This window comes from Paraburkholderia sediminicola (assembly GCF_046026855.1).
GTDB classification, from domain to species: Bacteria; Pseudomonadota; Gammaproteobacteria; order Burkholderiales; family Burkholderiaceae; genus Paraburkholderia; species Paraburkholderia sediminicola_A.
In genome coordinates this window covers 168319-182887 of record NZ_JAQQET010000010.1, presented here as the reverse complement: position 1 = coordinate 182887, position 14569 = coordinate 168319, and the positions used below count along the sequence as shown (strand labels likewise).

Genomic DNA, 14569 nt, shown 5'->3' with positions numbered 1-14569 from the left:
CAGCGCGTCATCCCGGCACGCATTCCAACTCTGTGGGACCGCCACCGATCCGGCGTGGCGATCCCTGCCTTCAGGCTGAATGTCCTGAGTGCGTTAATGCACTTTGGCTGCGACCTCCTTCGCGAGCAGGCGTTGCGCCTGCTGATCGCCTTTGCCTGCTTCCTGCGCGGTTTGAAGCGACGTCTCGCTTGCTTCGGCCAACAAGGCACGCGCGGCGCCGCTAATGTTGACCGTATACGACGACCCGGACGACGCGGACGTGCTGGTGCTCGACCCCGTAGCCGAAGAAGCGCTCGTGCCTGATGCCGGCGCGCTCGCCGCAGAACTCGAGGTCGACGCGGTGGATGTAGCTGATGCTTGCGCGGTGCTTTGCCCGATTGCCTGAATGGACATCCCAATCTCCCGATAGAAAAACGTGTGTACTGCGCTCTGTCTATCGGCCTCGATTCGGAGGGCTTGAGCAGTATATTTTTCAGAAATTTCCATCTTCTTAAGGATCTCTTAAGGAGAGTTAAGAAAAGGCCAAAAGAGAGCGTTGACAAGATAAATCCGTTTGCCGTAGAAGCGTCCTTTTCTTAAGGTTGGCATAAGGTTTCTCACTGCATTGAGAGCCGTCACCGTTGAGTCACGCGCGCATGTTTTTATCTATTCCGTTTCATTACCGGCTACCTCGCAAAAGTCGGTGCCAATGCCTTCCCACCCCGCATAAATGTTTCAGGAGACAAACATGCCGAGCATTCGATCTGTTCACGCAGTAAGCCGCATTTTTAGTCGCACCGCGCTCGCGTTCACCGCCCTCTGTTTCGCGGCCGGCAGCGCCGACGCGCAAACCTCGGCGAAGCCGATCGTCACTCCGGGTTTTAGCATGACTGTGTTCGCAGCGGGTTCCGGCGGGTTGATGAGCGCGCCGGACTCCCTGGCCGTGCTTGATGGTCACGTTTGGGTCGGCTATGCAAACAACGGCGCACCCGATGGCTCGAACGGTGCGATGAGCGTGATTGTCGAATACGCGCAAGACGGCAGTGTCGTGAAGACTTATCAAGTCGCGGGACACAACGATGGCCTGAAGGTCGATCCGTACACTCGCGAGATCTGGGCGATGCAGAATGAGGATGCGAATCCAAACCTCGTCATCATTAATCCCGCGACCGGCCAGGCATCCAAACCGTATTCCTTTGGCAAGACGCTGCACGGCGGCGGTTACGATGACATCGTGTTCAAGGACGGCCAGGCCTACTTCAGCGCGTCCAATCCCACCCTTAACAGTAGCGGCAAGAATATGGGGCCCGCGATTGTCCGCGTTGTGCACCTTGATGCAAACACCTACACAATCGACGTTACTCCGGTAATGCGCGGCACATTGGACGCCAGCAATATTCCGTTTGGCACGGTAGGGAACCTCACCCTGACCGATCCGGATTCGATGACGCTGACGCCGTCGGGTGATGTACTGCTCGATGATCAGGGAGATGGTCAGCTTGTCCTGTTGCGCTCGTCGGGCGATGAACCGCGAGTGCAATATCTGCCGCTTCTCGGCAACGTGCAGGTTGACGACACGGTATTCGCCACTGCGCGACGGGGCTACCTGCTGGTGTCCGATACAAAGGCGAACACGGTGTACAAAATAAGCGCCAATGTCTGGCAGCGTGACGCAGCGTTCTCCGCATCAACGGGCGTGGCCGCTACGAGTAGCACGCCGGCGGTGCCGGCTTATGTCGGCCGACTTGATTTGCGTAGCGGGGCACTCCTTCCGTTGGTAACCAATCTGGCCAGTCCGCACGGCATGGCCTTTGTACCGGCAGATGACGACCAGAAGTAACAGCCGCGCGTTGATTGCCGGATGACGTGATCGCCGTAAGCAATTCCGCGGCGGTTGCGTTGGCCGGTGCGTGCTTTCCCGACGCCTGCGTGACTCGCCAAACTGCTTGCGCGTCTGGAAAAGCTCGTATCCGATCCGATCGGGATGTCCGGCTTGCAATGCATCGAATCGAGGCGCCGTTGGCCGAACGCTCGGTTGTCCCCTGGCGCGGATCGCCTCGCAGTCGGGTCGGCGTGATGCGAAGCCTCTCATAGCGCGACCCCCTTTGTCTATCCACAGTCCGACTCCAGACATTCCTACGCGGTTTTCCGCTCTGATAGCAAATCCTTCAGGTTCTCATAAGGTAACGTCCCTTACATTCATGTGCCGACGGCGATGCCGCTCAATTGCTGGTCGGCTGGTCCGGGATGAGGTTCGAGTCTTTGGTCATTCGACACACCTCGTTATCCAATCGACATTCGTCCTTCGACATGAATAGTTCCGACTCTCAGCCGCAATCCGATGTGTGGTCCGATTGGCTGTTACATATTCGGCACGGTGATGATCCAGGGCACGAACGAGCCCTCCATGTCGAACTCAAACACCATGTGGACCGCGTTCTGGACGGCGTGATGCTTGCCCCTGGCATGACGCTCGCCGACGTCGGTACCGGCGATGGACTGATCGGTTTAAGCGCGATCGACCGCATAGGCCCATCGCTGCGCGTGCTTTTGACGGATATTTCGGCGCCCCTGCTTCGTCACACTGAAGCACTCGCAGTTCAGCGGAACATCCAGGATCAGTGCGTCTTCATCCAAGGCTCCGCTGAATCACTTGATGGCATTGAGGATGGCGCTGTCGATGCGGTCGCGACTCGGGCCGTTCTCGCCTATGTCCCTGACAAGATGGCCGCCCTGCGAGAATTTCATCGGATTCTCAGACCTGGTGGCCGGCTATCGATCGCCGAACCGATTATGCGCGACGATGCAATCGAGGCAAGCTCGCTGCGGAAAATCGTCGAAGGTCTGCCCGAGAAAGCCGGGGACAACTTCTTCCACCTGCTGCATCGCTGGAAATCCGCTCAGTTTCCAGATACGGAGGAAAAAATTTCTGCGAGTCCGATTGCCAACTACGGCGAACGCGATCTGGTCCGCTTCGCTTTAGATGCGGGGTTCGCGGATATTCATATGGAGTTTCACATTGATGTACGCCGCGCTGCGGTCACCTCGTGGGACGTGTTGCTTGGCAGCTCGCCGCACCCTTGGGCTCCGCGGCTCGGCGACATTCTCGCGACACAGTTCACAGTGGACGAACGACTATTCTTCGAACAGATCCTCCGCCCGCAAGTTGAAGGTCGCCGAATGGTCATGGCCGAGCGCACCGCTTACCTTACCGCACTAAAGCCTCTTCGCTGACGCGCACAGCCGCTTCGATCACTTGGCTCGGTTCCCGTTCGGGAGTGCCGGTAGCCCAAGGACCTTTGCCGAACCATTGTGAAGTGTTTGAACGCCCGGTGCCCGGTAGTCGCGTTGGGCGCATCGCCAGCGCAGGATTTGCGCTGGGTGGTCATCCGCGAAGGTAGCGCGCCATACCGTGCGAACGACACTTCGGCGGATCGTTTGCCGGCCACCGAGGCTGTACCAACGGCTGTTATACATTGCGGTTCGTCGTTCAACTCGGGCGGCGTCGAAGGGCCGAAGTGGGCCGTGTGTCGCAGATGACCAGCCACACGTCAGCAAAAGCGGGATGTCCCATTTTGAAACGGGTCAGACGGATCTTGCAGTGGCCGACCACACGCTCGAACCCGAAACACAACATGATTGACGGAGACGAAACGTGAAAGCCGAAGTGCTGCACCAGTACGACGAATCATTGACCCGCGACGAGTTCGTGCGCTACGAGGAGATCGCGGATCCGAAAATCGAACGCCCCACCGACGTGATCGTCCGTATCGGAGGCGATCTCGTCGTGGGCGCGGAAGACGAAGTCGTCGAACTGAATAACGGCCGTATCTGCTGCAAGGTGCGGGGAGACCTGATTCGCGTGCTCGCAGGCGTGTGCCGGTTCTGATCGAGGGCGAAACCGGGGTCGGCAAAGAATTGTTCGCGCGCGCCATACATGGTGAAGAAGGGGGAGGCAGACCTTTTGTCGCGTACAACTGCGGGCCTGCGTCGGAAGAATTGATCGCCAGCGAGTTGTTCGGCCACGTGCGTGGTGCCTTTACGGGGGCGACTGCCGAGGGGCGGCCGGGCCGATTCGAACTGGCTCACGGAGGCACGCTATGTCTCGACGAAATCGGTGAGATGCCGCTCGAACTTCAACCGGTCCTGCTGCGCGCACTCGAGGAGGGCGTTATTTACCGGCTAGGGGACACTCAGCCGCGACATGTCGACGTGCGCTTGCTGGCGATGACCAATCGCAATCTGCGCGAAGAGGTCGACGCGGGCCACTTCCGACGCGATCTTTATTACCGCATCAGCGTTACGCGCATACGCATTCCGCCGCTGCGCGAACGGGACATCGACATCGATCTCCCCGTCGCGGTTTTCAACCAGCGACTCGCTCAACGCCACGCGGTTCCCGAGTGACGACTAAGCGCCGAAATCATGGCGGTGCTACGCGCTTATTCCTGGCCCGGCATCTTGGATTCGCTTATGTGGCGCCTCCCCGGCATTCTACGCAGCGGGCGCAGTGGTATCTTTGAGGCTTAGCTTCATGAGGTTGAATTGACCTTTGCGAATGCGATGCATCAACTCAATGCTTGCCAGAGTGATCGTGGCATTCCTGAAGCATTTGAAGCCGAGCATGACGTTCGTTCTGGACTTGACGTTGCGATGATCCTGTTCGATGAGATTGTTCAAATACTTCGAGGTTCGGACCTTCGTATCCTCCGGCAGCAAGCCGTCGGTCTTCATCTCGCGCACGGCACGGTGCGAGGCTGCATAGCCGTCGAGCGTGATCGTTTCCGGGAGCTGGCCCAGATGCCGCGAATCTTCAGGTACGTCTCGTCGACACGCCACGATCGTCCCGTGGGCGTGCCGAGACGGTCCCAGCGTTTGACGAACTCCGGCGTATGACGCTTCACCCAACCGCGCGCGGCCTACGTGAACGCTCGCAATCCGAACGTGTCGTATTTCGACGCGACACGCAATCGTCTTTGCATGAGTCCATACCGGATCGGCATTGGTCTGCCGGATTTATTACCGCTATGTTCAGGGGTTTTAATTCTGCGAGGCTTTCATGTTGATCATTCCGGAGCAACTGGCGTCCCAACTCGTGTCCGTGGAAGACGCGATCGCCGCCGTCGGCGATGCTTTTGCCGCAAGCCACACTGGCAATGCCCGATCGTATCCAGTCGTGCGCGAACAAACTGGCCATGCCGACGCCGTATTCGGCGTGAAAGCCGGCTTTGATGCGTCGCTGCCGGTGCTCGGTCTCAAGGCCGGCGGTTACTGGCCGGGCAATGTAAAAAGGGGACTGGGTAATCACCAGTCTTCAGTACTTCTGTTTGATGCAGACACCGGTCGCGCGGTCGCCCTTGTAGGCGCGAACTATCTCACCGGCATTCGCACTGGAGCGGCCAGCGCACTTGCGACGCGGGGTCTCGCGTCCCCGGACGCGTCGATTCTCGGTATCGTCGGCACCGGCGCACAGTCGATTCATCAATATCGCGCGACGTGCGCAGTGCGTCCGATCACGCGTGTGCTGGCGTGGGACCCGAATCCGGACAACCTGCGCACGTTGCGAGACGAGGTCGAGGCGGACGGTCTGCGATTCGATGCGCTGTCCCTTGAGGCGGTCGCGCGCCACGCCGACGTGTTGATTACGGTAACGCCGTCGCATATGCCGCTTATCCGCCGCGAGTGGATTCGCCCGGGCGTCCACATCAACGCAATGGGAGCCGACACAATCGGCAAGCAGGAACTCGAGGTAGAACTGGTGGCGGCAGCCAGCATTGTCGTCGACGAGATCCAGCAGGCGGTCTCGATTGGCGAATGCCAGCATGCATACGCCCGTGGTTTGCTCGCGGCGGAAAAGTTGCGCTTCACGCTCGGCGGTTTGGTGAGTGGCGCCCAGCAGCGTGGCGCAACCGACGACATTACGATCTTCGACGGAACCGGCACCGCGCTACAGGACCTGGCTGTCGCGGCGCTCGCCTGTCGACGCGCGCTAAGCGAAGGTCTGGGGGTTGCATGCGACTTTTGATCGTCAGGTGAGCCCCCTGATCGGCGTGTTTTAGCCCATTGATGGTGCATCTTTTTCGTTTGCCACCGACAGCGTTGTGCGCGCGCACCACAATGGGCCGTCGGCATTTCCGATATGGCGTATTCGGCTCGGCACAGCAGTTGCTTCGTCTTGCATCTGCCTTCGGCGAGCATGACTTCATCGGCGCGGGCATTTCTTCGACTGAAGCGGTTGGTTTTTGCCCATGGAACTGAAGTGGCTTGAAGATTTCCTGACGCTGGCGGCCACGCGTAATTTCTCGCGCACCGCCGAGCTGCGTTTCATGACGCAGCCGGCGTTCAGCAGGCGCGTCAAGATGCTGGAAGAGTGGGTCGGCGTCACGTTGCTCGATCGTAACGCGCAACCGATTGCGCTGACCGCAGCGGGTGAGCGGTTCCGCGATATCGCCGAGGAGGTGGCCCGGCAGCTCTACCAGGGGCGCGACGAGTTGCGTGCGGCAGCGGAGGGACTCGCCAGTACGGTCAAGTTTGTCGCGACACACAGCCTTTCACTGACATTCTTCCCCCAGTGGATCAGCGCTTCTGAAAAAACAGGGGAAGTGCTGAAGTTCCGGCTCGATACCGGCCATGCGAACGCGTGTGTGCACATGATGCTGCAGGGCACGAGCCACTTTATGCTGTGCCACACGCATCCTTCAGTCGATATTGGCCTCGACCCGAAACAGTTTCTTGTCTATCGCGTTGGCTTCGACCGCTTGTTGCCGTTGTCGCGGCCCGGTGCCGACCGTGAGCCGATCGATTCGCTTGACGGTGCGTCTTCGCATCGCTGCCGGTACCTGGCGTACGCCGAAACGTCTGCCATCGGTCGCGCGGTCGAGAACCTGTTGCGTACCTCGCCGGCAGCCAATCAGCTCGACCGCGTCTTCGTTTCGCCGCTCGCCGGCGTGTTGAACTCGATGGTGCGCGATGGGCGCGGACTTGCGTGGCTGCCGCAGAGTCAGGTCGGTCGCGAACTCGAATCGGGGGAACTGGTGCGCGCGGGTTCTTCCGAATGGGATCTCGACGTCGACATCACGCTGTTTCGTCCACGCGCTCGCTTGCCCAGCAGCGCCGAAGCATTCTGGGAAACGCTGACGGCCGCTTCCGCAGCGAATGCGGTTCTGCCGGCTGCGGCCTGAGTCGCTGAAAGCGCAAGCCGCTATTCAAGTCACCGCAATCGGCAAAGTCCGGTCGCGAGGCCTATGTTCGTCCTCATCCGGATAAGTCACACGAATACGCCATAGCGTCATGCCCGCTCAGCATCGCGTGATCGAATTTCGGCATTGGATTGCAGTTTTGTGGCCACCTACGATGCGCTCAAGTTGACCTGACTGGAGCGATTAGATGACTACGAAAGAGATGAGCGCGAGTGCTGAGGCCGATGGCCTCAAGCGCAACGCGTTGGGATTGATCAGTGCGATGGGCATGTCCCTCGCGTTTATCTCGCCGACCATCGGCGTGATGTTCATATCGGCGCTGATCGGCGGCAAGGCCGGCGTTTCTTCGCCATTTGTGTTCGTGCTGGGGACTGCCGGCATTGCGCTAATGGCGCTGACGATCGCGGAATTCGCCAAGCGTGTCACGTCAGCGGGTGGCTTCTACAAGTTCATTACGCTGGGTCTTGGGCCCGAAGCCGGTTTTGCAGCCGGGATGCTGATGCTGTTCGCGTACGCACTGCAAAGCCCGATCAATACCAACCTGTTCGGCGGTTTTCTCAGCAACGCACTTCGGAATGACTTCGGCATCATGGTGCCGTGGTGGGCGTTGATGATCGGTGTCGTGGTCCTGGTCGGCATTCTCGCGTGGTATTCGGTCCATGCGTCGATGCAATTCGACGTCGCGCTGCTGATCGCGGAAGTCGTCGTGGTGGGCGGCCTATTGATCGTTATCGTGATCAAGGGTGGCGATGCGGGTCAGGTGCCGGAGAGCTTTTCGCCGATGCACGCGGATCAGGGGTTCGGCGGTATCGGCCAGGCATTCGTCTTTATCGTCATGGCGTTTTTCGGCTTCGAATCGTGCCTGACTGTGGCGGAGGAATGTCGTAATCCGCGCCGCAATCTGCCGATCGCGCTGATTGGATCAGTCGTGCTCGCTGGCTTGTGGTTCACGTTCGCGATGTATTCGATCGTGGTCGGCTACGGTTCAGCGCACATGGACAAGCTCGCCAATTCCCAGGAACCGATCCACGACCTTGCCGTGCGCTATCTTGGGCACATGTACGGCAATCTCGTCGATCTCGCAGCGGTCTCTGCAATCGTCGCTGTCGTGCTTGCCATCCATACCGCTAATTTCCGCGTGTTGTATTCGCTGGGACGCGATGGGCTGCTTCACAAGGCGCTCGGCCGTACTCATCCGAAGCACAAGACGCCTCACGTCGCGATTATCGTGTACTCGATCCTGACCCTCGTGGTGGGGATTGGCGCAGGGTTCTGGTGGGACCCGATGTCCGCGTTCGGCAATCTCGGCTATCTGTCGTCGCTCGGCATGCTGCCCATCCTGATCCTCACCAACGTCGCATTGCCTGTATTCATGTGGAAGCGCTATCGCGCAGAGTTTTCGCTGGTGCTGCATGTCGCGTTCCCCGTTATCTCCAACGTTATTTTCCTGGCAGCGATCTGGCTGAACGTTCATCCGTGGCCTGCGGCGCCGTTGACCGTGTTCCCGTGGATTGTCGTGGCCGTGATCGTCCTCGCCGCATTGTGGGGCCGGCAACTCAAGCGTCGCGGCTCGCCAGCGTTCTATCGCCTGGGTGCCGTGCTCTTCATTGAAGGCGAGGCGATTCCGGAAATGGTCGATGTCGAAATCGAATCGCTCGATGAATTGCCGGTCGGCTCGGCGACAACACGCGGCGCTGACAAGGCACTTGGCTACGGCAACGAAGCGGCCTGAAATTTTCTTCGCCACGCAGAGGTCTCTTCGTGGCTTGTGGCAACCAACCTGAGAATCGTGATGGGCAGACTAAATGGCAAGATCGCGCTGATTACCGGTGGTGCGTCAGGCATAGGCAAGGCAATTGCGCAGTTGTTCGCGCAGGAGGGCGCGCATGTCGTGATCACCGACATCAACACCGCGGCGCTCGCCGCAGCGGTAGACGAACTGACGCAATACGGCAACGTGTCCGGCTGCACAGGCGACGTGCGTTCGATGACGGATGCCGGCTACATGGTGGAGCACGCTGTCGATGAGCATGGCGGCCTTGACATCCTCGTATGCAATGCGGGCATTACCAGTGTGATGCCGATCGAGCAACTATCCGAGGACGAGTGGGACGCGGTTCTGACCACCAACGTCAAGGGTATGTTCACGATGGTCAAGCATGCGGTGCCTAAGATGATCGAGCGCGGCGGCGGCAAAATCGTCACGCTCGGCTCGGAGATGGGCATCGTCGCGGTCCCTGAGTCACCGGCATATAACGCCAGCAAAGGCGCGGTAATGATGTTCACAAAGTCGATCGCGCTCGATCTGATTCGTCACAACATTCGCGTCAACGCGCTGTGTCCGGGCATTACGCGTACGCCGCTGCTGCAGGCGGAAGTCGATAACAGCCTGGACCCCGCGAAGACCGCCGCGGCTCAGGCGTCGTGGGCGCCGATCATGCGCGTGGCCGACGCACGCGAAATCGCCTACGGCGCACTTTTTCTGGCAAGCGACGAGAGCTCGTTTGCGGTCGGCACGGATCTCGTGCTCGACGGCGGCTTTACTGCGCGCTAGGTATTCCACTCATTCCCGCAACGTTCGGCCGCTGATGCGGCGGCCGGCTTGCGCCTCCACAGGAGTCACATAATGAAACAGACGGCCGCCTTCATCGACGCAGAGTCGATCGAGACAAACAATACGGTTGCGGTGCTGGACCCATCCAGCGGCAAGGTGATCGCCCTGACAGCGGATTGCGGTCCCGATGAGATCGATCGCGCTGTGCGCGCGGCCCGGCGCGCGTCGCGGCAATGGCGCAAGGTTGCGGTTGCCGAGCGCGCTCGCATCCTGCGGCGCATCGCCGAACTGATCAAGCGTGACGAGGCGGATCTCGCACATCTCGAAGCGCTGCAAACCGGCAAGCCGTTGAAGCAGGCGCGGCGCGACGCGGAACTCACCGCCCGGTATTTTGACTTCTACGCCAGTGCGGTGGAAACACACTACGGCTCATCGATCCCGCTGAATGCGGACACGATGATCTTCACGGAATGGGAGCCGCACGGCGTCACGGCGCATGTGATCCCGTGGAATTACCCGATGCAGATTTTCGCACGCACGATTGCGCCGGCGCTAGCGATGGGCAACTGCTGCGTGTTGAAGCCCGCCGAAGAGGCGCCGTTGACCGCCGTGCGGCTCGCATCGCTCGCATTCGAAGCAGGTCTGCCTGCGGGCGCTCTCAATGTCGTAACCGGGTTTGGTGAGACCGCGGGCGCGGCATTGACGGGGCACGACGACATCGACCACATCTCATTCACCGGCTCGGTCGAAGTGGGGCGCATCATCGCTCACGCGGCGGCCAACCGCGTGATCCCGGCGACGATGGAGCTGGGCGGCAAGTCGCCGAATATCGTGTTTGCCGATGCGGATCTCGAGCGCACGGTGCCGGGTGTGATCAACGCGATCCTGCAAAACGCAGGTCAGACGTGCTCTGCCGGTTCGCGGTTGCTGGTCCACGAGAGCCTGCACGCCGTGATGGTGGCGCGCGTTGCGCAGGCCTTCGCCAACGTGGAGATCGGTCCCGCGCTGAATGACCCGGCACTGGGCCCGCTGATTTCGAAGATCCAGCGCGGCCGCGTCATGTCGTTCGTCGAACGGGCTCGCGGCCACGGCGCAAAAATCGTCGTCGGTGGCGATGCGCTCAACGGCGGTGCACTTGGCGACGGATTTTTCTTTCAGCCGACACTGATCGACAACGTCGATCCGTACAGCGCGATCGGTCAGGAAGAAGTATTCGGGCCGGTACTGGCCGTCACGCCGTTCCACGATATTGATGAGGCGGTGCGCCTCGCGAATGGTACCGACTACGGTCTTGTCGCCGGCGTATGGACGCGCGACATCGGCATCGCGCACCGGATGATCCGGGAGGTGCTGGCCGGACAGGTCTTCGTCAATACGTACGGTGCGTCCGGTGGCGTTGAGCTGCCCTTCGGCGGCTTCAAGCGCTCGGGCTACGGCCGCGAAAAAGGGGCTGAGGGGCTGCGCAGCTTTGCCCAGATCAAGACCGGCGTCGTCGCGCTGTAAGTGCGTTCACTTCTTTCTACATTCCGACTCATGACCAGCATCATGCCAACACCGCGCTCGCGCGGTGAGCCGAACATCGTCGGCGATTCGCAATACGTTCCTGCTTCAACCCGATCAATCGAACATCTGGCCACGCCCTCGCTACTGCTCGACGAAAGCCGGATGACCCGCAACATCGCCCGTCTGCGGGGAATGCTCACGGGGCTCGGTGTCAATTTGCGTCCGCACCTGAAAACGGCGAAATCTCTCGACGTTGCACGCCGTGTCATGGATGGCCCAGCCGGCCCAGCGACGGTATCGACGTTGCGCGAGGCCGAGCAATTCGCGGAGGGCGGCGTGCGCGACATCCTCTATGCCGTCGGTATCGCGCCGGGCAAGCTCGAGCGCGTGACGGCATTGCGTCGGCGTGGGATCGATCTGTCGGTGGTGGTCGACAACCTGGATGCCGCCCACGCGGTCGCGAAGCAGTCACGCATCAGTCGCGATCCCATTCCCACGCTGATCGAGATCGACTCGGACGGTCATCGTGCTGGCGTAAGCCGCAAGGCCTCTGAGCAACTCGTGGCCATCGGTCGTGTGCTGCGTGAGGGCGGTGCGCTGTTGCGCGGCGTCATGACCCATGCGGGCGAGTCGTACGGGTGCGACACCGTCGAAGCAATCAGCGCGATGGCCGAGCGCGAGCGTTCGGAAGCGGTTGCGTGTGCGGCCGTGTTGCGCGATGCGGGTCTCCCCGCGCCGGTAGTGAGCGTGGGGTCGACGCCGACGGCTCACTTCGCGCGTGATCTGAGCGGCGTCACGGAAGTACGCGCCGGGGTGTTCGTGTTCTTCGATCTCGTGATGGCGGGTCTCAACGTGTGCGCCATCGACGACATCGCGCTCAGCGTGCTCGCGACCGTGATCGGCCATCAGCCCGACAAAGGCTGGATTCTGGTCGATGCGGGCTGGATGGCGATGTCGCGCGATCGAGGCACGGCCTCGCAGAAGCTCGATCAGGGCTACGGCGTGGTCTGCGATGTCGATGGCGTGCCGTACCCCGACTTGATCATGGTCCAGGCGAATCAGGAGCAGGGCATTCTCGCGCTGCGCAGCGGGGCGGACGCCCAGTTGCCGCGGCTGCCGATTGGGTCGCTGGTGCGCATTCTGCCCAATCATGCGTGCCCGACCGCCGCCCAGCACGATCACTACACGGTCATCAGGACGGGATCGCATGAAATTCTCGATCACTGGTCGAGATTCCGGGGATGGTGAAGATGCAGCCGCATTTGGCAGAAGCCGTTCCAATTCAACGAAGAAGAGATCAGATGAAGATTAAACTCCTGGCTGGGCTAGCATGCGGTGCGCTGGCCAGCGCCGCACAGGCGCAAAGCAGTGTGACGCTATACGGCACGCTTGATACCGCCATCGGCTACGTGAGCAATCTGCCGAAAACGAATGGCGGAACGGGCAGCGCGTTCCAGATGATAAACGGGACGCTGAGCGCCAACTCCTGGGGCTTGAAGGGCACGGAAGATCTGGGCGGCGGACTCTCCGCGGTATTCAGGCTCGAAAACGGCTTTGTTCTCAGCAACGGCGCGCTGAACAACAACGGGCGGGAGTTCGGCCGCGTTGCGACCGTCGGCCTGGCGAGCGTTCCGCTCGGCACCGTCACGCTCGGACGGCAATTCGATCCGCTAGTCGACCTCATCGAACCGCTGACGGAGGACGCGATCTTCGGTTCGGCGTTCGCGACGCCGGGCGATCTCGACAACTACGACGAAAGCCTTGGCGTCAATAATGCCGTGAAGTATGTGAGCCCGAGTTACGCGGGCTTTCAGTGGGAAGGAATGTATGCGCTCGGCGGAGTCGCGGGCAACGCGTCGAGCGGTCAGACCTATGCGCTTGCAGCGGCATATGCGAACGGTCCACTGAATCTTGCCGCCGGGTATCTTCACGCGAACTTCGCGAACGATTTCGTGTTGACCGGCAGCGGTGTGTCGCTCGCACCGGGCGCTAGCGCACCGACGACCGACAACCCCTATTTTTCGAGTATCAATCGCGGACTATTCTCGGCAAAGTCGGTGAGCATGATTCGTGCGGCCGCGAGTTATCAATTCGGCTTGTTCCAGTTCGGCGCGGCATACAGCAATGTCGCATACGGAGAAGGGTCGCTGTCGGCCGATACCCACTTTAACAACGCTACGGTCTATGTGAACTACAAACCGGTTCCCACGACGACACTGGGCGTCGGCTACAACTTCACCAAGGGCGACGGCGGCGCGCAAACCGACGCAACCTACAATCAGGTCAGCCTGGGTGCCGATTACACCTTCTCGAAGCGTACTGACGTCTACGCGCTCGCTGCATATCAGAAGGCATCTGGTCGAACGGCCGATGGCACAGGCGGCAGTACGGCAGCTACCGCGTCAATCGGCTCCTATGGCCTCGATTCGGGGAAGAACTCGGAGACGATGGTACTGCTCGGCGTGCGGCATCAGTTCTAAAGCGCAGCGCTGTCGCTTGCGTGGCTTTCGCGATCCCGAACCCACGCAAGCGTTGCTGTCGAGCTTCAACCCGATTCGCCAGCACTACGCGCTCAGGCGACATCTACTGTGCATCCCGCTCTATCGAAAACGACTCGGCGAGCGCTTTGTTGCAGGAATGGTTATCGATAGCACCTCAATTCACATTCGAGACGATTGATGAAATCAGGAAAGGCATCTCCAATTATTGGTGCGCATGCCTGCGGTCCTGATTTAATTGTCATTATTTCGTGCAATGATAAGGTTAACTTAAGGCGATTTATAAAATAATTAAACGTTTTCTGGATGTGATGGATAAAAACATATCATTCATAAGGGTATGCGCGAAAATAATAAATGAAGTTTAAATTATTCGAACTGAATAAAGTGCACACGGCGCCTGCCCACATATCGATCACGTGGCTTGCCCGGCATATCGTCGCACCAGGTTATCCACACGGCATACCACGGCTCAGTCCGACGAGCCACGCACGGCGCCTAGGCGGGCCGCCACGCGCATGACGCGGCGTCATTGTTGGGAAACGGCAATGCAACAAGACCCATGACAGATTCTCTCTTCGAAATTCCGAATAATCTTTTAATTCATATTTTCGTCATGGAATCCGCAATCTATTTTCATTTCAATTCGTTTAAATTGTCAACTTTATTTTTGTAATTTTTATTTTTCAGGGTAATTCAGTGGCTATTGAAATGATAGGAAAAAGAGATTGGATAATCGAATGACTGAGTCATAGGATTCTTCTGGTTTCCCCATGAACCAGGAATCCAACGTGAAAATACTGAAGACACAGATTGCAGCAAGCATTTTCTCGATC

The 14569-nt window shown here is 59.6% G+C and carries 10 protein-coding genes and 4 pseudogenes; 13 read left to right on the top strand and 1 reads right to left on the bottom strand.

Annotated features, from left to right (window positions below; all coding sequences use genetic code 11):
* Positions 1-223: 223 nt before the first annotated feature.
* From PQR40_RS13680 to PQR40_RS13660, 5 genes and pseudogenes are all read left to right on the top strand, one after another.
* The gene (locus PQR40_RS13680) at positions 224-385 is read left to right on the top strand and encodes a hypothetical protein (protein WP_408509182.1); all 162 of its coding nucleotides are present in this window, start codon (positions 224-226) and stop codon (positions 383-385) included.
* Between the two features lie 513 nt (positions 386-898).
* A complete protein-coding gene (locus PQR40_RS13675) occupies positions 899-1819 on the top strand; it encodes a hypothetical protein (protein ID WP_408509181.1) in 921 nt (306 codons plus the stop codon).
* 470 nt (positions 1820-2289) lie between these two features.
* Positions 2290-3213, top strand: a complete 924-nt coding sequence (locus tag PQR40_RS13670) for a class I SAM-dependent methyltransferase (RefSeq protein ID WP_408229464.1) — start codon at positions 2290-2292, stop codon at positions 3211-3213.
* 421 nt (positions 3214-3634) lie between these two features.
* A pseudogene (locus tag PQR40_RS13665) lies at positions 3635-3862 on the top strand (GTP-binding protein); the annotation flags it as partial.
* Positions 3844-4383, top strand: a pseudogene (locus PQR40_RS13660) (sigma 54-interacting transcriptional regulator); the annotation flags it as partial. The pseudogenes PQR40_RS13665 and PQR40_RS13660, both read left to right, overlap by 19 nt.
* 90 nt (positions 4384-4473) lie before the next feature.
* Here PQR40_RS13660 and PQR40_RS13655 read toward each other — a convergent pair.
* A pseudogene (locus PQR40_RS13655) lies at positions 4474-4886 on the bottom strand (DDE-type integrase/transposase/recombinase); the annotation flags it as partial.
* 152 nt (positions 4887-5038) lie between these two features.
* Between PQR40_RS13655 and PQR40_RS13650 the strand changes: the two are divergent.
* The 8 genes and pseudogenes from PQR40_RS13650 to PQR40_RS13615 form a co-directional block, all read left to right on the top strand.
* Positions 5039-6004 (top strand): ornithine cyclodeaminase family protein, encoded by a 966-nt coding sequence (locus tag PQR40_RS13650; RefSeq protein WP_408229461.1) that lies wholly within the window; start codon positions 5039-5041, stop codon positions 6002-6004.
* A gap of 223 nt (positions 6005-6227) precedes the next feature.
* Positions 6228-7160 carry a LysR substrate-binding domain-containing protein gene (locus PQR40_RS13645; protein WP_408229458.1) on the top strand — a complete coding sequence of 311 codons (933 nt, stop codon included), beginning with the start codon at positions 6228-6230 and terminating at the stop codon, positions 7158-7160.
* A 205-nt stretch (positions 7161-7365) separates the two neighbouring features.
* Positions 7366-8910, top strand: coding sequence for an APC family permease (locus PQR40_RS13640; RefSeq protein ID WP_408229455.1), 1545 nt, complete (start codon positions 7366-7368; stop codon positions 8908-8910).
* A gap of 60 nt (positions 8911-8970) precedes the next feature.
* Positions 8971-9732: an SDR family NAD(P)-dependent oxidoreductase gene (locus PQR40_RS13635; RefSeq protein ID WP_408195192.1), complete on the top strand. Its 762-nt coding sequence runs from the start codon at positions 8971-8973 to the stop codon at positions 9730-9732.
* Positions 9733-9804: 72 nt separating this feature from the next.
* Entirely contained in the window at positions 9805-11235 is a 1431-nt protein-coding gene (locus tag PQR40_RS13630; protein WP_408509180.1) for an aldehyde dehydrogenase family protein, read from the top strand.
* 162 nt (positions 11236-11397) lie between these two features.
* Positions 11398-12483, top strand: coding sequence for a DSD1 family PLP-dependent enzyme (locus PQR40_RS13625; RefSeq protein ID WP_408509206.1), 1086 nt, complete (start codon positions 11398-11400; stop codon positions 12481-12483).
* Between the two features lie 53 nt (positions 12484-12536).
* Complete coding sequence (locus PQR40_RS13620; protein ID WP_408509179.1) at positions 12537-13715, top strand: porin; 1179 nt, start codon at positions 12537-12539, stop codon at positions 13713-13715.
* Between the two features lie 13 nt (positions 13716-13728).
* Positions 13729-13914: pseudogene (locus PQR40_RS13615) on the top strand (IS6 family transposase); the annotation flags it as partial.
* Positions 13915-14569 lie beyond the last annotated feature (655 nt).

What these genes read in the sequence shown, in the direction of transcription:
- PQR40_RS13640 (WP_408229455.1), top strand. Translation starts at nt 7,366, where the DNA reads ATGACTACGAAAGAGATGAGCGCGAGTGCTGAGGCCGATGGCCTCAAG.
- PQR40_RS13630 (WP_408509180.1), top strand. Translation starts at nt 9,805, where the DNA reads ATGAAACAGACGGCCGCCTTCATCGACGCAGAGTCGATCGAGACAAAC.
- PQR40_RS13620 (WP_408509179.1), top strand. Translation starts at nt 12,537, where the DNA reads ATGAAGATTAAACTCCTGGCTGGGCTAGCATGCGGTGCGCTGGCCAGC.
- PQR40_RS13625 (WP_408509206.1), top strand. Translation starts at nt 11,398, where the DNA reads ATGACCCGCAACATCGCCCGTCTGCGGGGAATGCTCACGGGGCTCGGT.
- PQR40_RS13645 (WP_408229458.1), top strand. Translation starts at nt 6,228, where the DNA reads ATGGAACTGAAGTGGCTTGAAGATTTCCTGACGCTGGCGGCCACGCGT.
- PQR40_RS13675 (WP_408509181.1), top strand. Translation starts at nt 899, where the DNA reads ATGAGCGCGCCGGACTCCCTGGCCGTGCTTGATGGTCACGTTTGGGTC.
- PQR40_RS13670 (WP_408229464.1), top strand. Translation starts at nt 2,290, where the DNA reads ATGAATAGTTCCGACTCTCAGCCGCAATCCGATGTGTGGTCCGATTGG.
- PQR40_RS13650 (WP_408229461.1), top strand. Translation starts at nt 5,039, where the DNA reads ATGTTGATCATTCCGGAGCAACTGGCGTCCCAACTCGTGTCCGTGGAA.
- PQR40_RS13680 (WP_408509182.1), top strand. Translation starts at nt 224, where the DNA reads ATGTTGACCGTATACGACGACCCGGACGACGCGGACGTGCTGGTGCTC.
- PQR40_RS13635 (WP_408195192.1), top strand. Translation starts at nt 8,971, where the DNA reads ATGGGCAGACTAAATGGCAAGATCGCGCTGATTACCGGTGGTGCGTCA.